Genomic DNA, 22460 nt, shown 5'->3' on the forward strand with positions numbered 1-22460 from the left:
CCACGACTGCCCGCAGCTACGCGCCACGACTGCCCGCAGCTACGCGGCGCGGCTGCGGGCAGTGGCGGGGGTTCAGCCTCCGTACGCCCCGCTCGCCGTGAGGCGAAGTGCCGTGTCGATCAGCGGCACGTGGCTGAAGGCCTGGGGGAAGTTGCCGACCTGGCGCTGGAGGCGGGGGTCCCATTCCTCGGCCAGGAGGCCCACGTCGTTGCGCAGGGCGAGGAGCTTCTCGAAGAGCCTGCGGGCCTCGTCCACGCGGCCGATCATCGCCAAGTCGTCGGCCATCCAGAACGAGCAGGCGAGGAAGGCGCCCTCGTCGCCGGGCAGACCGTCGACGCCCTCGTCGCCGCCCTCCGTCGGGTAGCGCAGGATGAAACCGTCCGACGTGGACAGCTCACGCTGGATGGCCTCGATGGTGCCGATGACCCGCTTGTCGTCCGGGGGCAGGAAGCCCATCTGCGGGATCAGCAGCAGGGAGGCGTCCAGCTCCTGGGAGCCGTAGGACTGCGTGAAGGTGTTGCGTTCCTTGTCGTAGCCCTTCTCGCACACGTCGCGGTGGATGTCGTCGCGCAGCTGCTTCCAGCGCTCCAGCGGGCCGTCGGCGTCGCCGGACTCGATCAGCTTGATGGTGCGGTCGACGGCGACCCAGGCCATCACCTTGGAGTGCACGAAGTGGCGGCGCGGGCCGCGCACCTCCCAGATGCCCTCGTCCGGCTCCTGCCAGTGGTCCTCCAGGTAGCGGATCAGCTTGAGCTGGAGCAGCGACGCGTAGTCGTTGCGGGCCAGGCCCGTCATGTGCCCCAGGTGCAGGGCCTCGGTGACCTCGCCGTAGACGTCCAGCTGGAGCTGGTGCGCGGCGCCGTTGCCGACCCGCACCGGCGTCGAGCCCTCGTAGCCGGGCAGCCAGTCCAGCTCCGCCTCGCCGAGCTCGCGTTCACCGGCGATGCCGTACATGATCTGCAGGTTCTCCGGGTCGCCGGCGACCGCGCGCAGCAGCCACTCGCGCCAGGCGCGGGCCTCCTCGCGATAGCCGGTGCGCAGCAGCGAGGACAGGGTGATCGCCGCGTCGCGCAGCCAGGTGTAGCGGTAGTCCCAGTTGCGGACACCGCCGATGTCCTCCGGCAGTGAGGTGGTGGGCGCGGCGACGATGCCGCCGGTGGGGGCGTAGGTGAGGGCCTTCAGCGTGATCAGGGAGCGGACCACGGCCTCCCGGTAGGGGCCGTGGTACGTGCAGTGCTCGACCCAGTCGTGCCAGAAGTCCTCGGTGGCCACCAGCGACTGCTCGGGCTCGGGCAGCGCGGGCGGCTCCTTGTGCGAGGGCTCCCACGAGATGGTGAACGCGATCCGGTCACCCGGGGCGACCGTGAAGTCCGCGTACGTGGTGAGCGCCTTGCCGTAGGTCTCGGCCTCTGTGTCGAACCACACGGAGTCGGGGCCCGCGACGGCCACGGTGCGGCCCTCGTGCTTGTGCACCCAGGGGACCACACGGCCGTAGCTGAACCGCATCCGCAGCTCCGAGCGCATCGGCACCCGGCCGGAGACGCCCTCCACGATCCGGATCAGCTGCGGCGCGCCGTCGCGCGGCGGCATGAAATCGGTCACCCTGACCGTGCCGCGCGGGGTGTCCCACTCGGACTCCAGGATCAGCGAGTCGCCGCGGTAGGTCCGCCGGTCCGCGGTGGGCGGTTCGGCGCCGGGGGCGTAGGCGGGTCCGAGCCGCCAGAAGCCGTGTTCCCCGGTGCCCAGCAGACCGGCGAAGATGGCATGCGAGTCGAAGCGGGGCAGGCACAGCCAGTCGACTGTGCCGTCCCGGCAGACCAGGGCGGCGGTCTGCATGTCTCCGATGAGTGCGTAATCTTCGATGCGCCCGGCCACGTGCAACTCCAGTCGAACGGCCACGTCACCCCGCGTGGGGGCGGTCGCTAGTGCGGTCAAGGGTGGGGTCAGGGGTGTGTGTCATGCGTCGTTGAGCCATGAAGCAAAGCAGCCGTCCGGCCGTGAAGCCAAACGCTGTGCCGCAAACGACAATTGTTGTTCAACGAACTGACGAGCTCTCGTTGTTCCGGTGCTGACGGGCGAGGGGTGGTGCCATGTCGCCGGGCGGGCTCGGCAGCGAACGTCCGAGCAGGATACGACGCACGTAGATGATCTGTGTGCCGCTCCGGGCAACCCGGGTCCGCCGAACGAGTGACCACCGGGTGAGGAAACGGTGAGCCGCGCGCCTGAGTGTCCGGGCGTGCGCGGAGGGTGGCCGGAAGCCGCCGCGCCGAGGCGCTGATACGCTGGTAGCCCGTGGACCGGTGGGAGAAAAACCCCGGAACCGCAGCGACGGCGCCGCCGACGACGACCCGGGACGACCGGGTCGGACGACGAGCGCACCGCACCCCAGACCGCGACCACGGGAGCCCCCCTTTGGCCATGCCGCCCAAATCCTCGACGACCAAGCACATCTTCGTCACCGGGGGTGTCGCCTCCTCGCTCGGTAAGGGGCTGACCGCCTCCAGCCTCGGCATGCTGCTCAAGGCACGGGGTCTGCGCGTCGTGATGCAGAAGCTCGATCCGTACCTCAATGTCGACCCTGGCACGATGAACCCCTTCCAGCACGGTGAGGTGTTCGTCACCAACGACGGCGCTGAGACAGACCTGGACATCGGCCACTACGAGCGCTTCCTCGACCGCGACCTCGACGGCTCCGCCAACGTCACCACCGGCCAGGTGTACTCCACGGTGATCGCCAAGGAGCGGCGCGGCGAGTACCTGGGCGACACGGTGCAGGTCATCCCGCACATCACCAACGAGATCAAGCACCGCATCCGCCGCATGGCGACGGACGAGGTGGACGTCGTGATCACCGAGGTCGGCGGCACGGTCGGCGACATCGAGTCGCTGCCGTTCCTGGAGACGGTCCGCCAGGTCCGGCACGAGGTCGGCCGCGACAACGTCTTCGTCGTCCACATCTCGCTCCTGCCGTACATCGGCCCCTCCGGCGAGCTGAAGACGAAGCCGACCCAGCACTCCGTCGCGGCGCTGCGCAACATCGGTATCCAGCCGGACGCGATCGTGCTGCGCTGCGACCGCGAGGTGCCGACCGCGATCAAGCGCAAGATCTCCCTGATGTGCGACGTCGACGAGGCCGCCGTGGTGGCCTGCCCCGACGCCCGCTCGATCTACGACATCCCCAAGGTCATCCACACCGAGGGCCTGGACGCCTACGTCGTCCGCAAGATGGACCTGCCGTTCCGCGATGTGGACTGGACGACCTGGGACGACCTGCTCGACCGCGTCCACAACCCCGACCACGAGATCACCATGGCCCTGGTCGGCAAGTACATCGACCTGCCCGACGCCTACCTGTCGGTCACCGAGGCGCTGCGCGCGGGCGGCTTCGCCAACAAGGCCCGCGTGAAGATCAAGTGGGTCACGTCCGACGACTGCAAGACGGCGGCCGGCGCCAAGGCGCAGCTCGGTGACGTCGACGCCATCTGCATCCCGGGCGGCTTCGGCGACCGCGGCGTGCTCGGCAAGGTCGGCGCGATCCGCTACGCCCGCGAAAACAAGATCCCGCTCCTGGGTCTCTGCCTGGGCCTGCAGTGCATCGTCGTCGAGGCCGCGCGCAACCTGGCCGGCATCACGGACGCCAACTCCACCGAGTTCGACCCGGCCACCGCCCACCCGGTCATCTCCACCATGGCCGAGCAGCTGGACATCGTGGCCGGCGACGGCGACATGGGCGGCACGATGCGGCTCGGCATGTACCCGGCCAAGCTGGCCGAGGGCTCCATCGTGCGCGAGGTCCACGACGGCAAGGAGTACGTCGAGGAGCGGCACCGCCACCGCTACGAGGTGAACAACACCTACCGCGCGGAGCTGGAGAAGAAGGCCGGCATCCTCTTCTCGGGCACCTCCCCGGACGGCAAGCTCGTCGAGTACGTCGAGTACCCGCGCGACGTCCACCCCTACCTGGTCGCCACGCAGGCGCACCCGGAGCTGCGCTCGCGCCCGACCCGCCCGCACCCCCTCTTCGCCGGGCTGGTCAAGGCCGCGGTCGAGCGGAAGACGTCGAAGTAACACACCAGTTGTACGGTGGCCGGGGCGCGCGCATTCAACGGCGCGGGCCCCGGCTTTTCGCGTACGTCTGAAAGGGCAGGTCAGGCATGACGGGCAGCACGATCAGGGACATCCCCGAGAAGTGGGAGGTCCGGGCGACCGAGACCCCCTTCCGGGGCAACAAGACCTCCGTCCGCACGGACGACGTGGTCATGCCCGACGGCTCCGTGGTGACCCGCGACTACCAGGTCCATCCCGGCTCCGTGGCCGTCCTCGCCCTGGACGACGAGGGACGCGTGCTGGTCATCCGGCAGTACCGCCACCCGGTGCGCGAGAAGCTGTGGGAGATCCCGGCCGGCCTCCTCGACGTCCCCGGCGAGAACCCGCTGCACGCCGCCCAGCGCGAGCTGTACGAGGAGGCGCACGTCAAGGCCGAGGACTGGCGGGTGCTGACCGACGTGTACACCACCCCCGGCGGCTGTGACGAGGCCGTGCGGATCTTCCTCGCCCGCAACCTGTCCGAGGCCGAGGGCGAGCGCTTCGAGGTCGCGGACGAAGAGGCCGACATGGAGCTGGCGCGGGTGCCCGTGGCGGACCTGGTCCGGGGGGTGCTCACCGGGGAGCTGCACAACAACTGCCTGGTCGTGGGTGTGCTCTCGCTCGTGGCGGCGGAGCGGGGCGACGGGCTCGACACCCTCCGCCCCGCGGACGCGCCGTGGCCGGCGCGTCCGTTCGAGGCCTGAGCCCCGCCGGACACTCCTCGACGCCGCTCCTCGACGCCGCTCCTTGACGCCCGCCCGAGTTCCTTCGCCGTGGTGTGACCATCGGTTGATCCGATCGAGGGATGTGCCCGCCGCGCTCCGCCGGGAACGTAGCAGAGCGTGAACTAGGCTCTGGAAACGCCCGAACCGGGGTTCCGGCGGGCGCCGGAGTGCGGTGGGATCGGGAGTGTGGCCCGTGACGGATCAGGCGGTGGACACGGACGGCGTACGGCTGTCGGAGGACCCTGCTGAGGAGAATCGGTTCCTGGGCCGCACCCGGGAGCTGAAGGAGCTGCGCGCCGACATCGAGCGCGCGGGCCTGGACACCCTTTCCGGCCGCAAGGCGCCCCGCGCGCGCGTGCTGCTCATCGCGGGCCGGCCCGGATCCGGCCGCACCGCGCTCGCCGAGGAGCTGGTCGCGCAGGTCGCGGACGGTTACCCCGACGGCGTACTGCGCGCCCGGCTGAGCGAACCGGACGGTACGCGCGTGTCCGTCGGGCGGCTCGCCCGGGACCTGCTGGGCGAGCTGGACCGGCCCGCCCCGCCCGGGGCCGACGAGGACGACCTCACCGACGCCCTGCGCGCCGCCCTCGCCGACCGCAAGGCCCTGCTCCTGCTCGACGACGCCGCCGACGCCGAGCAGGTCGACGCCCTGCTGCCGGACACCCCGGACTGCCTGGCCGTCGCCGTCGCCGAGGGCCCGCTGACCGGAATCGCCGACGTACGCCCCTGCACCCTGGGCGGGCTGGACACCAAGTCGGCCGTGGAACTCCTGTCCCGGCACACCGGCTCCGTGCGCATCACCGTCGACCCCCGGGCCGCCGAGCAACTGGTCGAGGTCTGCCAGGCCCAGCCCGCCGCGCTGACCCTGGCCGGCGGCTGGCTCGCCGCCCGCCCCCAGGCGGCCGTCGCCGACCTCGCCAAGCACGTGCACGCGGAGGGCGACGAGGGCACCGCCCTCAGCCGCGTCTTCCGCCTCGCCTACGCGTCCCTGCCCAGCCCCGCCGCGCGGATGCTGCGGCTGCTCTCCCTCGCTCCGGCCGGGCTGGTCGACCCGCACACCGCCTCGGCGCTCGCCGGCTGCTCGGTCAACGGTGCCCGCACCACCCTGGACGACTTCGTCGCCCTCGGCGTGCTGCGGGCGGTCGACTCGCCGCTGCCCGAGTACGAGGTTCCCGGGTGCCTGCACGCTCAGCTGCGGGCCCTCGCCGAGACCCACGACCGGCCCGCGGAGCTTCAGCTCGCCCGCGCCCGCATGCTGGAGCGGACGGTGCGGCTGCTCCAGTCCTGCCGGGCGGCCACCGAGACCGACAGCCCGCAGGCCCGCGAGAAGCTCCTCGCCATGCCGCGCGCCCTGCGCTTCCCCCATCCGAGGGCCGCCGCCGACTGGCTGCGGGTCCGCCGGCCCGCCCTGCTGGCCGCGGCGCGGCTCGCGGTCGCCGACGGGGAGCTGGACACTCTCGCCCGGAGACTGATGTCCCAGCTGGTGCGGACCATGGTGGCCCACTTCGGCACCCACGCGGCGGCCCCCGACCTGTACGGCATCCACCGCCTCGTCCTCGACGTGGCCGAGCGCCGGGAGCTGCCCCGGGAGAGGGCGGCGGCCCTGCTGAACCTGGCCGACCTGGACGCCCGTACCGGCCGCACCGCCGAGGCCCTGGCGCGCTACCGGGCCGCGCTGGACGCCGGACGCGAGGCGAACGACCCGTACGCGACCGGCCGCGCGATGGAATCCGTAGGCGGCGCCCATCTCGAGCTCGGCGACTACGACCGGGCCGCCGACTGGTTCGGCCGGGCCCTCGCCCAGCGCCTCGCCCGGGACGAGCGCGCCGACGCCGCCCGCGTCTACGGCCGGCTCGCCACCGCCCACACCTACGCCGGCCGCTACGGCGAGGCGCTGCGGGGCTGGCGCGCCGCGGTCGCCGGGTACCGCAGGACGGGCGACGTGGCCGCGCACGCGCGGGCGTTGAGCGAGCTGGCCCGCGTCCAGGAGTACGCCGGGCGCCCCGAGGAGTCGCTGCGCACCTGCGAGGAGGCCGTCGACTGGGCCCGCCGGGCCGGGGACGTCCGGCTCCAGGCGGCGCTGCACCTGCGGCTGGCCGACACGCTCGACCACCTCGGTGACCCCGCCGCCGCCGGCCTGCACCGGAGCGCGGCGGATCGCATGCTGAGGGAAGATCCCGATGAGGCCTGCGAAATCCGCAGCGCATCGTCTGAAGATTGATACTTTGAAAGGCTAGACAGCGGGAACACCTTCATTAGACTGGCTCTGCCGCACGTTCTTGCGGTCTCTCCCGTTGTGCCCACGTGTGCGCGGGTATGTGTACAAATAGCCCAACCCTCTGAGCCAAGGACCGTGATCGACGTGAAGGTCGGTATCCCCCGCGAGGTCAAGAACAACGAGTTCCGGGTGGCCATCACCCCCGCCGGTGTGCACGAGCTGGTGCGCCACGGGCACCAGGTCGTCATCGAGCGCGAGGCCGGCGTCGGCTCCTCGATCCCGGACGCCGAGTACGTCGCCGCCGGCGCGCGGATACTCGACACCGCCGACGAGGTCTGGGCCACCGCCGACCTGGTGCTGAAGGTCAAGGAGCCCATCGCGGAGGAGTACCACCGCCTCCGCAAGGACCAGACGCTCTTCACCTACCTGCACCTGGCCGCCTCCAAGGAGTGCACGGACGCGCTCATCGAGTCCGGCACCACCGCCATCGCCTACGAGACGGTCGAGCTGCCCAGCCGCGCGCTGCCGCTGCTCGCCCCGATGTCCGAGGTCGCGGGCCGACTGGCCCCCCAGGTGGGCGCCTACCACCTGATGGCCGCCAACGGCGGCCGCGGCGTGCTGCCCGGCGGCGTCCCCGGCGTGCTGGCCGGCAAGGCCGTCGTCATCGGCGGCGGGGTCTCCGGCTGGAACGCGGCGCAGATCGCCATCGGCATGGGCTTCCACGTGACCCTGCTCGACAAGGACATCAACAAGCTCAAGGAAGCCGACAAGATCTTCGGCACGAAGATCCAGACGGTCGTCTCCAACGCCTTCGAGCTGGAGAAGGCCTGTCTGGAGGCCGACCTCGTGATCGGCGCCGTGCTGATCCCGGGTGCCAAGGCCCCCAAGCTGGTCACCAACGAGCTGGTGTCCCGGATGAAGCCCGGAAGTGTTCTTGTCGACATCGCGATCGACCAGGGCGGCTGCTTCGAGGACTCCCACCCGACCACGCACGCCGAGCCGACCTTCCCGGTCCACAACTCGGTCTTCTACTGCGTCGCCAACATGCCCGGCGCGGTGCCGAACACCTCCACCTACGCGCTGACCAACGCCACGCTGCCGTACATCGTGGAGCTGGCCGACCGCGGCTGGGCCGACGCGCTGCGCCGCGACCCCGCGCTGGCCAAGGGCCTCAACACCCATGACGGCAAGGTCGTTTACAAGGAGGTCGCCGAGGCGCACGGCCTCGAGCACGTCGAGCTCGCCGCCCTGCTCGCCTGAGCCTCCACGCGAGTCCCGGCGGCCGGTAAATCGGCTAAGTCATCAACCGGGAAAGGCGATACGTCAACAGTCGCCGTCAACCCCGCACACCCGGCCGGACCTTGCCCGACAAGGTCCGGCCGGGTGTGTGTATGGTCACTTTGCGATTCTGGGCCAACTCGCCTCGAACGTAACGCTTCAACCGATTCGCGCACCGGTGAAACCTGCCGTGCGACGGCCGTACGCCCTTGACAGAGGGATGTTTCATTGCCGACACATCGGGCCGGGTCCGGCGGATTGTGTTGCTGCGGACGGCCGACACGCCATAGAGTCGCCGAACGTCGGCATGGTGCCACGCTGACCTGTCTAGAAGTTTCCTGGTCACCAAGGAGGTAAGACGACTTGTGAATGAGTCGACATTTACTCCCGGGGGTGGTCAACCAGGAATGCCTGCACGGGCCCACGGCCCCGGGCGTCTCGAGGCTGTCGGCTCCGTCGCTGTACGCACCTTCGCAGCCCACCAGAGTCCACAGGCAACTCAGACAGCACACATGAGTATGGATGGCCAACACGTGAACGCCATGGCCGGCAACGGAAGTGGCGCGTCCCGCAACCACTTCGCCGACTACGACGAACTGCCCGAAGGGCACTTCTACGATCCGGACGCGGAGTACGAGCCCGATCCCGAGTACGCCGCCACGCTCGCGCCCGACGCGGCCCGCCAGCGCCGTGAGCGCATCGGTCCGACCGGACGCCCGCTGCCCTACTTCCCGATTCCGGGCCCGCTGACCGAACACGGTCCCGCGAAGATCATCGCGATGTGCAACCAGAAGGGCGGCGTCGGCAAGACCACGTCGACCATCAACCTGGGTGCCGCGCTCGCCGAGTACGGGCGCCGGGTGCTGCTCGTCGACTTCGACCCGCAGGGCGCGCTCTCGGTCGGTCTCGGCGTCAACCCGATGGAGCTCGACCTCACCGTCTACAACCTGCTCATGGAGCGGGGCATGGCGGCCGACGAGGTGCTGCTGAAGACCGCGGTCCCCAACATGGACCTGCTGCCCAGCAACATCGACCTGTCGGCGGCCGAGGTACAGCTGGTCAGCGAGGTCGCGCGCGAGTCCACGCTGCAGCGGGCGCTGAAGCCGCTGCTGGACGACTACGACTACATCGTGATCGACTGCCAGCCCTCGCTCGGCCTGCTCACGGTCAACGCGCTGACGGCCGCGCACAAGGTGATCGTGCCGCTGGAGTGCGAGTTCTTCGCGCTGCGTGGTGTGGCCCTGCTGACCGAGACGATCGAGAAGGTCCAGGAGCGGCTCAACCCCGACCTGGAGCTCGACGGCATCCTCGCCACGATGTACGACTCGCGCACGGTGCACAGCCGTGAGGTGCTCGCGCGTGTCGTCGAGGCGTTCGACGACCACGTCTACCACACGGTCATCGGGCGCACGGTCCGCTTCCCGGAGACCACGGTCGCCGGCGAGCCGATCACCACGTACGCCTCCAACTCCGTCGGTGCCGCCGCCTACCGCCAGCTCGCCAGGGAGGTGCTCGCCCGGTGTCACGCCGAGTGAGTCTGCCGGGGGCCGACGAACTCTTCCGTACGACAGGGGGAATGGCGCTCCAGGCGTCCTCCCCGCGGCGACCGGCCAACGGCGAAGCCCGGGTGCCGGCGCCGGCGGGGGAGAGCGATCAGGCCGCCGCCGAGGACGCACCGCAGTCGGTGCCCGCGCAGGGCGGGGACGGTGAGGGCGCGGAGCATGCCGCGGCGGACGCGGAACCGGGCTCGGCGGGCGAGTCGCGCAGCCGGGGCGCGGACCGCTCCGCGCGGGGCCCCGGGCCGGGAACGGGCGCGCAGGAAGGTTCTGCCGCCGCCGGCCAGTCCCGCAAGCGCGGCCGGGCCGCCGCACGCCGTCCCAGTGGCCGTGAGCGCCACGACGAGAAGATCACCGTGTATGTCTCCGCCGAGGAGCTCATGGACCTGGAGCACGCCCGCCTGGTGCTCCGGGGCGAGCACGGACTGGCCGTCGACCGCGGCCGCATCGTCCGCGAGGCGGTCGCCGTCGTCCTCGCCGATCTGGAGACCCGCGGGGACGCCAGCATCCTCGTACGACGGCTGCGCGGACGGTAGCGGTAGCCTGCGGGGGCCATGACCTCGAACGACGCCCCCCGCCCCGGCACCCGCGCCGGCCGCCGGCGTGCGCTGGGGCGAGGCCCCGGGGAACGCGTGGCTCCGCCGGGCCCGCCGCTCGCCGAGACGCCCGGGGCGCCCGAGACGCCCGAGGCGGCGCCGCCCGGGACCGAGTCGCCCGAGCCCGCGGCCGTGCGGGCGGCGCCGCCCGGGGAGCCGGCGGACACCACGGCTCCGGAGGCCCCACCGCGGACCGGCGCGACCTCTGAGGACACCCTCCACGCGGCGGACGGGCCGGAGGCGGAGCGCACCCGGCTGAAGGCCGAAACGCGCAATGAGCCGGAAGCCCCGGCGAGCCCGCGGCCGGACACCGCGCCGCGGCCGTCCGGCGCGGCGGCGGTGTCCGGCGTCCCGGCGGGAACGCCGCAGGCGTCCGCCGCGGTGCCCGCGTCCGCCGTCGTCCCGGGAACCGGGCCGCAGGCTTGCGCCGTCGCCGCGGAGGCCCCCGGGGCGGCGTACCGTCCCGCAGGCCGCGAGAGCGTGCCTCAGGTGGATCCAGAGCCCGGCGGGACGGTGGCGCACGGTGCGGCGGCGGGGACGGGCTCCGCGTCCGGGGAGCCGGCGGGCCCACCGCGAGGCGGGGCCGAGCGGCCGCCGGAGGCCGCAGACGCGCCCCGCGTCCCGGCCGAGGACGCGCCCGATGACGGGGGTGACGGTGGCGACGGTGTGTTCAAGGTGCGGCTCGCCAACTTCGAGGGGCCGTTCGACCTGCTCCTCCAGCTGATCTCCAAGCACAAGATGGACGTCACCGAGGTCGCGCTCTCCAGGGTGACCGACGAGTTCATGGCGCACATCCGGGCGATGGGACCGGACTGGGACCTCGACGAGACGACCGAGTTCCTCGTGGTCGCGGCCACGCTGCTCGACCTGAAGGCGGCCCGCCTGCTGCCCGCGGCCGAGGTGGAGGACGAGGCCGACCTGGCGCTGCTGGAGGCCCGCGACCTGCTCTTCGCGCGGCTGCTGCAGTACCGCGCGTACAAACAGATCGCGGAGATCTTCAACGAGCGGCTCGAAGCCGAGGCCCGCCGCTTTCCCCGTACCGTCGGCCTGGAGCCCCACCACGCCGAACTGCTGCCCGAGGTCGTCATCAGCATCGGGCCGGAGGGCTTCGCCAAGCTCGCCGTCAAGGCGATGCAGCCCAAGCCCAGGCCGCAGGTCTACGTCGAGCACATCCACGCGCCCCTGGTCAGCGTGCAGGAGCAGGCCGGGATCGTCGTCGCCCGGCTGAAGGAGCTGGGGGAGGCCAGTTTCCGCCTCCTGGTGGAGGACACCGAGGACACGCTGACGGTCGTCGCCCGGTTCCTCGCCCTCCTGGAGCTGTACCGGGAGAAGGCCGTCGAGCTGGACCAGGAGACCGCGCTCGGTGACCTGCTGGTGCGCTGGACGGGCGGGGACGCGGACACCGAGCCGGTGGTGACCGACGAGTTCGACCGGCCGCCGGAGAGGACCGAGGAGGAGCGGAAGACGTGAGTGAGGAGACCACGGAGGCCGTGGGCGGACCGGAGGCCGTCGCCGACCTCGAACTCAAGCCCGCGCTGGAAGCCGTCCTCATGGTCGTCGACGAACCCGCGACCGAGGAGCACCTCGCCCGGATACTCCAGCGGCCCCGGCGACAGATCGCCGACGCGTTGCGCGAGCTGGCCGACGAGTACACCGTCCAGGGCCGCGGCTTCGAGCTGCGCCTGATCGCGGGCGGCTGGCGCTTCTACAGCCGCCCGGGGTACGCCGCGGCCGTCGAGGGCTTCGTCCTGGACGGCCAGCACGCCCGCCTCACCCAGGCCGCCCTGGAGACTCTCGCGGTGGTCGCCTACCGCCAGCCGGTCAGCCGCGGCCGCGTCTCCGCGGTGCGCGGCGTGAACTGCGACGGCGTGATGCGCACCCTCCTGCAACGGGGTCTGGTCGAGGAGGCGGGCACGGAACCCGAAACAGGTGCGATCCTGTACGTGACGACGAACTACTTCCTGGAGCGGATGGGCCTGCGCGGCCTGGACGAGCTCCCGGAGCTCGCGCCCTTCCTCCCCGAGGCGGCGGCGATCGAGGCCGACACACTGGAAGGGGTCCCGTCGTTCGATCCGGACGCCCCGGATTCCGAGGACGCAGACGACAAGACGGAACTTTGATGCGAAGCAGCAGCGGCAGGAACAGCAGCGGAAACAACGGCGGGAGCCGTGGTGGCAACAGCGGCGGCCGCGGCGGGAGCAGCGGTGGCCGCGGTAACCCCCGCGGCGCCGGTGGCAACCGCGACAACAAGCAGGGCGGCCGTCCGAAGAACCCGCGCCCCGAGGAGCGGCGCTACGACGTGGGGCCCGGCGCCACGCACGAGGGCCCGAAGTCGGGCCGCGGCCCGGCGGCCCGCGGCGGCGCCAAGGGCGGGCCGAAGAAGCCCCTCCAGCGGGGGCGCTCGGTCCCGGCCACGTCCCGCGAGTACGAGGCACGGGCCGAGGAGCGCAACCGCGAGCGGTACGCGGGCAAGAAGGACGTCAGGCCGCCCAAGACCTTCCCGGGCGCCGAGCAGGAGGGCGAGCGGCTGCAGAAGGTCCTCGCGCGCGCGGGCTACGGCTCCCGGCGCTCCTGCGAGGAGCTGATCGAGCAGGCGCGGGTCGAGGTCAACGGCGAGATCGTCCTGGAGCAGGGCAGGCGGGTCGACCCGGAGAAGGACGAGGTCAAGGTCGACGGGCTGACCGTCGCGACCCAGTCGTACCAGTTCTTCTCGCTCAACAAGCCCGCCGGTGTCGTCTCCACCATGGAGGACCCGGACGGCCGGCAGTGCCTCGGCGACTACGTCACCAACCGCGAGACCCGGCTCTTCCACGTCGGCCGGCTGGACACCGAGACCGAGGGCGTCATCCTGCTCACCAACCACGGTGAGCTGGCGCACCGGCTGACCCACCCCCGGTACGGCGTGAAGAAGACCTACCTCGCGCACATCGTGGGCCCGATCCCGCGCGACCTCGGCAAGCGCCTCAAGGACGGCATCCAGCTGGAGGACGGGTACGCGCGCGCGGACCACTTCCGGGTCGTCGAGCAGACCGGCAAGAACTACCTGGTCGAGGTCACCCTCCACGAGGGCCGCAAGCACATCGTCCGCCGGATGCTGGCGGAGGCGGGCTTCCCCGTCGACAAGCTGGTGCGCACCGCCTTCGGTCCGATCACCCTGGGTGACCAGAAGTCGGGCTGGCTGCGCCGGCTGTCCAACACGGAGGTCGGGATGCTGATGCAGGAGGTCGAGCTCTGAGCGCTCGAGCGCCGCGAGGGTTGTGACGGGCCACCCACCCCCTTTATAGTCGCAGTGACTATTAAGGGGGTGGCCGCCTGTGCACGGCTACGAACACGGCTACGACAAGTACGCCTTCGAGCCCTTCGCCGTCACCGTCGACCTCGCCGTCCTCACGCTCCGCGCGGACGCGCTGCACGTGCTGCTCGTCGAGCGGGGACAGGAGCCGTACGCCGGCCGCTGGGCACTCCCCGGCGGCTTTCTGCTGCCGGACGAGTCGGCGGAGGCGGCGGCCCGCCGGGAGCTGGCCGAGGAGACCGGCCTGGCCGACGTGAGCACGCTGCACCTGGAGCAGCTGCGCACCTACAGCGAGCCCGGCCGCGATCCCCGGATGCGGGTCGTGTCGGTCGCGTTCGCCGCCCTGCTGCCCGACCCTCCCGAACCGCGCGGCGGCGGTGACGTGGCAGAGGCCCGCTGGGTGCCGTACGACAAGGCCCGCGACCTCGCCTTCGACCACGACCGGATCCTGGCCGACGCCCGGGAACGCGTCGGCGCCAAGCTGGAGTACAGCTGCCTGGCCACCGCCTTCTGCCCGGCCGAGTTCACGCTCGGCGAGTTGCAGCAGGTCTACGAGACCGTGTGGGGCGCCGCCCTCGACCGGCCCAACTTCCGCCGCAAGGTCCTCGCCACCCCGGGCTTCGTCGAATCCGTCCCGGGCGCCGCGCGCCTCACCGGCGGCCGTGGCAAACCGGCCGCTCTGTACCGCGCGGGTCCGGCCACCACCCTGCACCCGCCCCTGCTCCGCACCCCTCGGGAAGGACGCCCCGCATGACCACGGCCACCGTCACCAAGCGCGCCGCCACCGGGGCCCTCACCGGCCTCGCCCTCGGGGACGCGCTCGGCTTCCCGACCGAGTTCGACGACGTCCCGGCGATCCTCGCCAAGTGCGGGCCCTGGCGGGAGATGGAGCTGCCCCGGCCCGCGATCGTCACCGACGACACCCAGATGACGCTGGCGCTGGGGAAGGGGCTGCGGACGGCCGTGGACCACGGAGTCCTCGGGCCCGAGGCGATGGCGGAGCCCGTACGACAGGAGTTCATCGCATGGAACCGGTCGCCGGAGAACAACCGGGCCCCGGGCAACACCTGCCTCACGGCCTGTGACCTCCTGGAGCGTCCGGACCGCCCCTGGCAGGACGCCAGCCAGATCCACTCCAAGGGCTGCGGCGCCAACATGCGCGTCGCGCCGGTCGGGCTGGTCCCCGGTCTGAGTGACGAACAGCGCGCGGGCGCCGCCCAGTTGCAGTCCGCGCTCACCCACGGCCACCCCACCGCGCTCGCCGCCTCCGACCTCACCGCGCACGCCGTGCGGCTCCTCGCCGAGGGCGCCGAACCGACCGGACTGGTCGGACTGCTGAGGTCGTACGCCTACGACAACCGCACCCGCTACCACGAGCGCTGGCTCGGTGACCTGTGGACCCGCTCCCAGGACCCGACGCCCGAGCACTTCATCGCCCGCGGCTGGGACGAGTGCCTGGCGATACTCGACCGCCTCCGGCAGGCGGTGCGCACCGCCTCGCCGGAGACCGATCCCTGCCTGGTGGTCGGCGAGGGCTGGATCGCCGAAGAAGCGATGGCGGCCGGGCTGCTCTGCTTCCTGCTCTTCGTCGACGAGCCGCTGACCGCCCTGCGCCGCGGCGCCTGCACCTCGGGCGACTCCGACTCCATCGCCTGCCTCGCGGGCGCCTTCGCGGGCGCGCACCTGGGCGCCGACGCCTGGCCCGCCGAGTGGGCCGGCCGCATCGAGTACCGGGGCGACCTGCTGGCCCTGGGAGCGCTCTGGGACGCTTGAGCGCATGATCGAGGCCCTGGACATCGACCTGGCCCCGGTGGTGGCCGAGCAGCCCTTCCCGGTGCTGTTCGCCACCGTCTCCGGCGCCCACCTCTACGGCTTCCCCTCCCGAGACTCGGACGTCGACCTGCGCGGCGTCCACCTGCTGCCCGCCGCCGACCTGGTCGGGCTGCGCGAGCCGGAGGAGACCAGGTCGCGGATGTGGGACCGGGACGGCGTCGAGATGGACCTGGTCACGCACGACCTGCGCAAGTTCGTACGGCTGATGCTGCGGCGCAACGGCTATGTGCTGGAGCAGCTGCTGTCCCCGCTCGTCGTGCACACCACCGAAGCGCACCGGGAACTGGCCGCCCTCGCGCCGGGCGTCCTCACCAGCCACCACGCCCACCACTACCGGGGCTTCGCACAGACGCAGTGGCGGCTGTTCGAGAGGAACGGCGAGCTCAAACCGCTGCTGTACACCTTCCGGGTACTGCTCACCGGCATCCATCTGATGCGCGCGGGCGAGGTGCAGCCCCATCTGCCCACGCTCCTCGGCGAGGTCGACGCCGCCCCGGACTGCCTGCCGGAGCTGATCGCCGCCAAGGCCGAACGTGAGCACGCGGACGCCGGTGTCGACCACGCGCGCGTGCGCGCCGACGTGGAGCGGTTGCACGGCGTACTGGACGAGGCGCAGGCGGCGTCAGCGCTGTCCGACGCCGCCACCGCGTACGACGCCCTGCACGACTTCGTCGTACGGATCCGTCTGGTCCGTCCGGAGGGCTGAGGCGCGGCGGGTGCGGACGAGGAAGTCCTCGACGCGGCGCCGGTCCGGCTCCTCGGGCAGCGGGCTGCGCCGGGCGGCCTCCCCGCCCTCCTCGGCCAGCCGGTTCATCCGGGACTCGACCTCCGGCCAGGGCACCTCGCCGCGCTTCACGGCCAGCAGAGACTCACGCCGGTCGCCGACGTCGATGGTGAGCCTGCCCGTGCGCAGCAGGTCGCGGGCGGACATCAGCAGCCGCAGCAGGTGCATCGCGTGCTTCCAGCGCGGGGCGCCGTGCGTGCGCACGTCGGCGTCCAGCTTGCGGTGCTGGCCGTGCGCGTACCGGGTGAACGTCTCGTGGGCCCGGCGGGAGAGAAAGGCGTGGCGCAGGGCGAGCAGTTCACGGCCCGTGTCGTCGACGTGCTCGACGAGCGGGGAATGCAGGCACTCCAGGACGTTCGGGTTGGCGCGCAGGGCCAGCTCGCAGAAGCGCTCCAGCTCCCAGCTGAACTGCTCCTCGGCCGGCCCCTCCACGTGCGCCGGCGGTTTCTCGAAGCGCCAGAACAGCGGAGTGGGGGCGACGAACACGCCCCGGCGGTCGGTGTCGCTGTCCTCCGTCGCCAGACCGAAGGCGCGTGAACCCATGACGCAGGCGTAGATCGTGTGGTCGCGTACCAGGACCTCCGGGAGCGGCCCGGAGGCCCGAGGGCGCGCCGGGGCCTGCGGGGTCGCCGGGGTGTCGGGGTGCATGGCGGGAGCGTACGCGGGCGCCTCACGCCAGGCGGACCGAATTTCCCTCCACCTCGATCCGCTCCCCGGGCAGCGGCCTGGTGGCCGGGCCCTGTTCCACGGCGCCGTCGGTGATGCTGAACCGGCTGCCGTGGCAGGCGCAGTCGACGGTGCCGTCCCGCACGTCCGACACGAGGCAGTTCTGGTGGGTGCACACCGCCGAGAACGCCTTGAACTCGCCCTGTTCCGGCTGGGTCACCACGATCTTCTCGCCGGGGAAGACCTTGCCGCCGCCGACCGGGATGTCGCTCGTCGGCGCCAGTTCCCGACCGGGCGAGGCGGCCGAGGCGGCACCGTCACCGTCGCCGCCTCCGCAGCCCGCGGCGAGCGCCGCCGCGCCCGTGGAGAGGAGGACCGTACGGCGTGTCGGGCTGTGGGGCATGTCGTCACTCCGGGGTGCGGGGAGGGGAAGATTCCGGCCGGGGCCAGCGTCTCAGGAGGCGGGCGCCCCGGGCCGGTACGCGGCGGGCTGACTAGGCTGGACGGACCAAGAACCGATACACACGTCAGCAAGGAGCATCGCCGTGGCGGTACGAGCGGTCCGGGGCGCCGTCCAACTGGAGCGGGACGAGGCCGGGCACATGGACGAGCGGGTCGCGGCCCTGCTGACCGCCGTCCTGGAGCGCAACGGCCTGACCGGTGACGACCTGATCAGCATCTGGTTCACGGCCACCCCCGACCTGCACAGCGACTTCCCGGCCGCCGCGGCCCGCAAGCTCGGCATCACCGACGTCCCGCTGATCTGCGCACAGGAGCTGGACATCGAGGGGGCGATGCCCCGCGTCGTCCGGGTCCTCGCCCACATCGAGTCCGACCGGCCGCGTGCCGAGATCGCCCACGTCTACCTCGGCGCCGCCGCGGCCCTGCGCAAGGACATCGCCCAGTGAGAACCGCACTCGTCATCGGCACCGGCCTCATCGGCACCTCCGCCGCCCTCGCCCTGAGCGGGCGGGGTGTCACCGTCCACCTGGCCGACCGCGACCCCGAGCAGGTCCGGACGGCCGCCGCGCTGGGCGCCGGCACCGACGAGGTCCCGGACGGGCCGGTCGACCTCGCGATCGTCGCCGCCCCGCCGGCCCTGGTGGCCGACGTGCTCGCCGACGTCATGGCGCGCGGCGCCGCGCGTGGGTACATCGACGTGGCCAGCGTCAAGGGCGGCCCCCGGCGCGAGCTGGAGGCGCGGGGGCTCGACCTCGCGGCGTACATCGGCACGCACCCCATGTCCGGGCGCGAGAAGTCCGGGCCGCTGGCCGCCACCGGCGACCTCTTCGAGGGCCGCCCGTGGGTGCTGACCCCGACCCGGGACACCGACACGGAGGTGCTGAACCTCGCCCTGGAGCTGGTCTCGCACTGCCGAGCGGTGCCGGTGGTGATGGACGCCGACGCGCACGACCGTGCCGTGGCCCTCGTCTCCCACATGCCCCACCTGGTCTCCAGCATGGTCGCGGCCCGGCTGGAGCACGCCGAGGAGGCCGCCGTACGGCTGTGCGGGCAGGGCATCCGCGACGTGACCCGGATCGCCGCCTCCGACCCCCGGATGTGGATCGACATCCTCTCCGCCAACCCCGGGCCGGTCGCCGACCTGCTCACCGACGTCGCCGCCGACCTGGAGGAGACGGTGCGGGCGCTGCGCGCCCTGCAGTCCTGCGACGAGGACAAGCGCCGCGAGGGCGGCACCGGCATCGCCGAGGTGCTGCGGCGGGGCAACGCCGGACAGGTGCGGGTCCCGGGCAAGCACGGCAGCGCGCCCCGGGTGTACGAGACCGTGGCGGTCCTCATCGACGACCAGCCCGGCCAGCTGGCCCGCATCTTCGCGGACGCGGGACGGGCCGGGGTCAACATCGAGGACGTACGGATCGAGCACGCGACCGGGCAGCAGGCCGGTCTGATGCAGCTGATGGTCGAGCCCAAGGCCGCTCCGGTGCTGACCGCGGCCCTCAGGGACAGGGGCTGGGCGATCCGGCAGTGATCCCCCGGTTCCGGGCGGCTGTCGGAGGGGTCCCGGGAAGCCAGTAACCTTGTGCGGGACGCGTTCGCGTCCCGCACACCACCCACCGCACCGCACCAGGAAGGTGTCCCCTCGTGGAAAACGGCGCCGCCCCGACCGTCCCGGCCGTGATTGTCGCCATCGACGGCCCCTCCGGCACGGGCAAGTCGAGCACGTCGAAGGCCGTCGCCGCACAGCTCGGCCTGAGCTACCTGGACACCGGCGCCCAGTACCGGGCGATCACGTGGTGGATGGTCAACAACGGCATCGACACCGACGACCCGCACGCGGTCGCCGCCGCGGCGGGCAAGCCCGAGATCCTCTCCGGCACCGACCCGGCGGGCCCCGCCATCACGGTCGACGGCGTGGACGTGGCCGGCCCGATCCGCACCCAGGAGGTCACCTCCAAGGTCAGCGCGGTCAGCGCCGTCCCCGAGGTGCGGACGCGGATCACCGAGCTGCAGCGCACGATCGCGGCCGCCGCGCCGCGCGGCATCGTCGTCGAGGGCCGGGACATCGGGACGACCGTGCTGCCGGACGCCGACCTCAAGATCTTCCTCACCGCCTCGGCGGAGGCCCGCGCCGCCCGCCGCAGCGGCGAGCTCAAGGGCGCCGACGTCAACGTCACCCGCGAGGCCCTGATCAAGCGGGACGCGGCCGACTCCAGCCGCAAGGCGTCGCCGCTGGCCAAGGCCGACGACGCGGTCGAGGTGGACACCACCGACCTCACCCTCGAGCAGGTCATCGAGTGTGTCGTCACCCTCGTCGAGGAGAAGCGGGCGGCGAAGTGACCGCACCCTCCACCCCGCCCGTTCCCTCCGAGAAGGGCGCCGAGATCGGGCGGCGCATCGGCGTCGGCCTGATGTACGGGCTGTGGAAGCCGCGCGTGCTGGGCGCCTGGCGGGTGCCGGCGACCGGCCCGGTGATCTACGCCGTCAACCACTCGCACAACATCGACGGCCCGATGGTCATGGGCGTGGCACCCCGGCCGACGCACTTCCTGATCAAGAAGGAGGCGTTCATCGGCCCGCTGGACCCCTTCCTGCTCGGCATCGGCCAGGTGAAGGTGGATCGCTCGACCGCCGACCGCACCGCCATCACCCAGGCGCTCGGCATCCTGGGCAACGGCGGCGTGCTGGGCATCTTCCCGGAGGGCACCCGGGGCGAGGGCGACTTCGCCGCGCTGCGTGCCGGGCTCGCGTACTTCGCGGTCCGCAGCGGCGCGCCGATCGTCCCGGTCGCGGTGCTGGGAAGCACCGACCGGCCCGGACGGTTGATAAAGGCGCTGCCTCCGCTGCGCTCGCGCGTCGACGTGGTCTTCGGTGACCCCTTCGACGCGGGCGACGGCAGCGGGCGGCGGACCCGCAGGGCGCTGGACGAAGCGACCGAACGCATCCAGAAGCAGCTCACCGCGCACCTGGAAAACGCCAGGCGCCTCACCGGGCGCTAGGCGACACTGAGTAGTGGCCCGCCCGGCGAAGCAGGGTGCGCCACGATCACCACGATGAACGAGGTACGGACTTCATGAACGACCACATCCACTCCGAGGGCTCGGGCGAGGAGCACGACCACGGGGCGCTTGGCGACGCCGAATTCGAGGCGTTCATGGAGCTCGCCGCGGAAGAGGGCTTCGACGCCGAGGAGGTCGAGGGCGCGATCGAGGCGGCCGGGCACGGCCCGCTGCCCGTCCTCGCCGTCGTCGGCCGCCCCAATGTCGGCAAGTCGACCCTGGTGAACCGGATCATCGGCCGCCGCGAGGCCGTCGTCGAGGACAAGCCCGGCGTCACCCGCGACCGCGTCACCTACGAGGCCGAATGGGCCGGCCGCCGCTTCAAGGTCGTCGACACCGGCGGCTGGGAGCAGGACGTCCTCGGCATCGACGCCTCCGTGGCCGCGCAGGCCGAGTACGCGATCGAGGCCGCCGACGCGGTCGTCTTCGTCGTGGACGCCAAGGTCGGCGCCACCGACACCGACGAGGCGGTCGTACGGCTGCTGCGCAAGGCCGGCAAGCCCGTCGTGCTGTGCGCCAACAAGGTGGACGGCCAGAGCGGCGAGGCCGACGCCGCCTACCTGTGGTCGCTGGGGCTGGGGGAGCCGTCCCCGGTCTCCGCGCTGCACGGCCGCGGCACCGGCGACATGCTGGACCGGGTCCTGGAGGCCCTGCCCGAGGCTCCCGCCCAGACCTTCGGCACCGCCATCGGCGGCCCGCGCCGCATCGCCCTGATCGGCCGGCCCAACGTCGGCAAGTCCTCGCTGCTGAACAAGGTGGCGGGCGAGGACCGTGTCGTCGTCAACGAGATGGCCGGCACCACCCGCGACCCGGTCGACGAGCTGATCGAGCTGGGCGGCGTGACCTGGAAGTTCGTCGACACGGCGGGTATCCGCAAGCGCGTCCACCTCCAGCAGGGCGCCGACTACTACGCCTCGCTGCGCACCGCCGCCGCCGTCGAGAAGGCGGAGGTCGCCGTCGTCCTCATCGACGCCTCCGAGTCGATCTCGGTCCAGGACCAGCGGATCGTCACCATGGCCGTCGAGGCGGGCCGCGCGATCGTCGTCGCCTACAACAAGTGGGACACCCTCGACGAGGAGCGCCGCTACTACCTGGAGCGGGAGATCGAGACCGAGCTCGGCCAGGTGGCGTGGGCGCCGCGGGTCAACGTCTCCGCGCAGACCGGCCGGCACATGGAGAAGCTGGTCCCGGCGATCGAGACGGCCCTGGCCGGCTGGGAGACCCGCGTCCCGACGGGCCGGCTGAACGCCTTCCTCGGCGAGCTGGTCGCCGCCCACCCGCACCCGGTGCGCGGCGGCAAGCAGCCCCGCATCCTGTTCGGTACGCAGGCGGGCACCAAGCCGCCGCGGTTCGTGCTCTTCGCCTCCGGCTTCATCGAGGCGGGCTACCGGCGCTTCATCGAGCGCCGGCTGCGCGAGGAGTTCGGCTTCGACGGGACGCCGATCCACATCTCGGTGCGGGTGCGCGAGAAGCGCGGCGCGAAGAAGAAGTAGCGGCACCGCGAAAGACGACGAGTGGACCAAGCCGACGAGAGGGCGACCCCGGCCGGGGTCGCCCTCTCGTCGTTCAGGTGGCGGTCAGGCACCTCTGCGGGGAGCCGGTGGCAGCGCGGCCGGGACGTGGTGCGTGCCGACGCGCTGCCACACCGACTGCTGGCCGACGCGGGCGCTGTGGGCCCCCGCGCTGTAGGCGCTGTACGTGCCCCTGCTGCGCGGGATGCTCCGGAAGGACGTGAATCCCAGCTCCTCCTCGCCGCTGCGATCGCCCGGCAGTGATCGGAAGGACCTGACGTACTCGGCGTAGAGCGCGTCGTAGATCGGCGTGGCCGAGGGGCCGCCCTGGCGGTGGAAGGCGTCGTATGCGTACACGTATGTCCAAACGACCTTGCGCGGGAAGAGATGCGGCTCA

General features: G+C 72.1%; 21 protein-coding genes. 17 read left to right on the plus strand and 4 right to left on the minus strand.

Features of this window, described 5'->3' with window-relative positions:
* Positions 1 to 72: 72 nt before the first annotated feature.
* The gene (locus ACZ4V1_RS27180; protein WP_468341044.1) at positions 73 to 1875 is read right to left on the minus strand and encodes a glycoside hydrolase family 15 protein; all 1803 of its coding nucleotides are present in this window, start codon (positions 1873 to 1875) and stop codon (positions 73 to 75) included.
* Between the two features lie 543 nt (positions 1876 to 2418).
* On the opposite strand from ACZ4V1_RS27180, the gene ACZ4V1_RS27185 reads away from it, so the two are divergent.
* From ACZ4V1_RS27185 to ACZ4V1_RS27240, 12 genes are all read left to right on the plus strand, one after another.
* Entirely contained in the window at positions 2419 to 4068 is a 1650-nt protein-coding gene (locus ACZ4V1_RS27185; RefSeq protein WP_468340750.1) for a CTP synthase, read from the plus strand.
* 86 nt (positions 4069 to 4154) lie between these two features.
* Positions 4155 to 4790 carry an NUDIX domain-containing protein gene (locus ACZ4V1_RS27190; RefSeq protein ID WP_468340752.1) on the plus strand — a complete coding sequence of 212 codons (636 nt, stop codon included), beginning with the start codon at positions 4155 to 4157 and terminating at the stop codon, positions 4788 to 4790.
* 214 nt (positions 4791 to 5004) lie between these two features.
* The gene (locus ACZ4V1_RS27195) at positions 5005 to 7032 is read left to right on the plus strand and encodes a tetratricopeptide repeat protein (protein ID WP_468340755.1); all 2028 of its coding nucleotides are present in this window, start codon (positions 5005 to 5007) and stop codon (positions 7030 to 7032) included.
* A gap of 132 nt (positions 7033 to 7164) precedes the next feature.
* Positions 7165 to 8289, plus strand: coding sequence for an alanine dehydrogenase (ald, locus tag ACZ4V1_RS27200; protein ID WP_468340757.1), 1125 nt, complete (start codon positions 7165 to 7167; stop codon positions 8287 to 8289).
* A gap of 425 nt (positions 8290 to 8714) precedes the next feature.
* The gene (locus ACZ4V1_RS27205; protein ID WP_468340759.1) at positions 8715 to 9842 is read left to right on the plus strand and encodes a ParA family protein; all 1128 of its coding nucleotides are present in this window, start codon (positions 8715 to 8717) and stop codon (positions 9840 to 9842) included.
* On the plus strand, positions 9839 to 10399 hold the full coding sequence (locus ACZ4V1_RS27210) for a hypothetical protein (protein ID WP_468341047.1): 561 nt from the start codon (positions 9839 to 9841) through the stop codon (positions 10397 to 10399). The genes ACZ4V1_RS27205 and ACZ4V1_RS27210 overlap by 4 nt, the downstream gene beginning before the upstream one ends.
* Positions 10400 to 10714: 315 nt before the next feature.
* Complete coding sequence (locus ACZ4V1_RS27215; RefSeq protein WP_468341050.1) at positions 10715 to 11929, plus strand: segregation and condensation protein A; 1215 nt, start codon at positions 10715 to 10717, stop codon at positions 11927 to 11929.
* Positions 11926 to 12579 (plus strand): SMC-Scp complex subunit ScpB, encoded by a 654-nt coding sequence (gene scpB / locus ACZ4V1_RS27220; RefSeq protein ID WP_468340762.1) that lies wholly within the window; start codon positions 11926 to 11928, stop codon positions 12577 to 12579. The genes ACZ4V1_RS27215 and scpB overlap by 4 nt, the downstream gene beginning before the upstream one ends.
* Positions 12579 to 13694, plus strand: coding sequence for a pseudouridine synthase (locus ACZ4V1_RS27225; RefSeq protein ID WP_468340765.1), 1116 nt, complete (start codon positions 12579 to 12581; stop codon positions 13692 to 13694). Before scpB ends, ACZ4V1_RS27225 begins: the two co-directional genes overlap by 1 nt.
* Before the next feature lie 79 nt (positions 13695 to 13773).
* A complete protein-coding gene (locus ACZ4V1_RS27230) occupies positions 13774 to 14505 on the plus strand; it encodes an NUDIX hydrolase (RefSeq protein ID WP_468340768.1) in 732 nt (243 codons plus the stop codon).
* On the plus strand, positions 14502 to 15524 hold the full coding sequence (locus tag ACZ4V1_RS27235) for an ADP-ribosylglycohydrolase family protein (RefSeq protein ID WP_468340771.1): 1023 nt from the start codon (positions 14502 to 14504) through the stop codon (positions 15522 to 15524). The genes ACZ4V1_RS27230 and ACZ4V1_RS27235 overlap by 4 nt, the downstream gene beginning before the upstream one ends.
* Positions 15525 to 15528: 4 nt before the next feature.
* Positions 15529 to 16290, plus strand: coding sequence for a nucleotidyltransferase domain-containing protein (locus ACZ4V1_RS27240; RefSeq protein WP_468340774.1), 762 nt, complete (start codon positions 15529 to 15531; stop codon positions 16288 to 16290).
* Here the strand turns inward: ACZ4V1_RS27240 and ACZ4V1_RS27245 are convergent.
* Positions 16207 to 16911 (minus strand): nucleotidyltransferase domain-containing protein, encoded by a 705-nt coding sequence (locus ACZ4V1_RS27245; RefSeq protein ID WP_468341052.1) that lies wholly within the window; start codon positions 16909 to 16911, stop codon positions 16207 to 16209. The genes ACZ4V1_RS27240 and ACZ4V1_RS27245 overlap by 84 nt on opposite strands.
* A 127-nt stretch (positions 16912 to 17038) precedes the next feature.
* Positions 17039 to 17437, minus strand: coding sequence for a Rieske (2Fe-2S) protein (locus tag ACZ4V1_RS27250; RefSeq protein ID WP_468340776.1), 399 nt, complete (start codon positions 17435 to 17437; stop codon positions 17039 to 17041).
* Between the two features lie 142 nt (positions 17438 to 17579).
* Here ACZ4V1_RS27250 and aroH point away from each other — a divergent pair, with 142 nt between their 5' ends.
* The 5 genes from aroH (at position 17580) to der (ending at position 22045) form a co-directional block, all read left to right on the plus strand.
* Positions 17580 to 17942, plus strand: coding sequence for a chorismate mutase (aroH, locus tag ACZ4V1_RS27255; protein ID WP_468340779.1), 363 nt, complete (start codon positions 17580 to 17582; stop codon positions 17940 to 17942).
* Positions 17939 to 19024, plus strand: coding sequence for a prephenate dehydrogenase (locus ACZ4V1_RS27260; protein WP_468340781.1), 1086 nt, complete (start codon positions 17939 to 17941; stop codon positions 19022 to 19024). The genes aroH and ACZ4V1_RS27260 overlap by 4 nt, the downstream gene beginning before the upstream one ends.
* A gap of 113 nt (positions 19025 to 19137) precedes the next feature.
* Positions 19138 to 19833, plus strand: coding sequence for a (d)CMP kinase (gene cmk / locus ACZ4V1_RS27265; RefSeq protein ID WP_468340784.1), 696 nt, complete (start codon positions 19138 to 19140; stop codon positions 19831 to 19833).
* A complete protein-coding gene (locus tag ACZ4V1_RS27270; RefSeq protein WP_468340787.1) occupies positions 19830 to 20492 on the plus strand; it encodes a lysophospholipid acyltransferase family protein in 663 nt (220 codons plus the stop codon). The genes cmk and ACZ4V1_RS27270 overlap by 4 nt, the downstream gene beginning before the upstream one ends.
* Positions 20493 to 20566: 74 nt before the next feature.
* Entirely contained in the window at positions 20567 to 22045 is a 1479-nt protein-coding gene (gene der, locus ACZ4V1_RS27275) for a ribosome biogenesis GTPase Der (RefSeq protein WP_468340790.1), read from the plus strand.
* A gap of 84 nt (positions 22046 to 22129) precedes the next feature.
* Here the strand turns inward: der and ACZ4V1_RS27280 are convergent, their stop codons facing one another.
* Entirely contained in the window at positions 22130 to 22420 is a 291-nt protein-coding gene (locus ACZ4V1_RS27280) for a hypothetical protein (RefSeq protein ID WP_053128507.1), read from the minus strand.
* Positions 22421 to 22460 lie beyond the last annotated feature (40 nt).

Source organism: Streptomyces sp. NPDC028991, from assembly GCF_055564775.1.

Coding starts and splice junctions, on each gene's coding strand:
- ACZ4V1_RS27235 (WP_468340771.1), top strand. CDS start 14,502: ATGACCACGGCCACCGTCACCAAGCGCGCCGCCACCGGGGCCCTCACC.
- ACZ4V1_RS27190 (WP_468340752.1), top strand. CDS start 4,155: ATGACGGGCAGCACGATCAGGGACATCCCCGAGAAGTGGGAGGTCCGG.
- ACZ4V1_RS27240 (WP_468340774.1), top strand. CDS start 15,529: ATGATCGAGGCCCTGGACATCGACCTGGCCCCGGTGGTGGCCGAGCAG.
- ACZ4V1_RS27205 (WP_468340759.1), top strand. CDS start 8,715: ATGCCTGCACGGGCCCACGGCCCCGGGCGTCTCGAGGCTGTCGGCTCC.
- ACZ4V1_RS27185 (WP_468340750.1), top strand. CDS start 2,419: ATGCCGCCCAAATCCTCGACGACCAAGCACATCTTCGTCACCGGGGGT.
- ACZ4V1_RS27245 (WP_468341052.1), bottom strand. CDS start 16,911: ATGGGTTCACGCGCCTTCGGTCTGGCGACGGAGGACAGCGACACCGAC.
- der (WP_468340790.1), top strand. CDS start 20,567: ATGAACGACCACATCCACTCCGAGGGCTCGGGCGAGGAGCACGACCAC.
- ACZ4V1_RS27225 (WP_468340765.1), top strand. CDS start 12,579: ATGCGAAGCAGCAGCGGCAGGAACAGCAGCGGAAACAACGGCGGGAGC.
- ACZ4V1_RS27250 (WP_468340776.1), bottom strand. CDS start 17,437: ATGCCCCACAGCCCGACACGCCGTACGGTCCTCCTCTCCACGGGCGCG.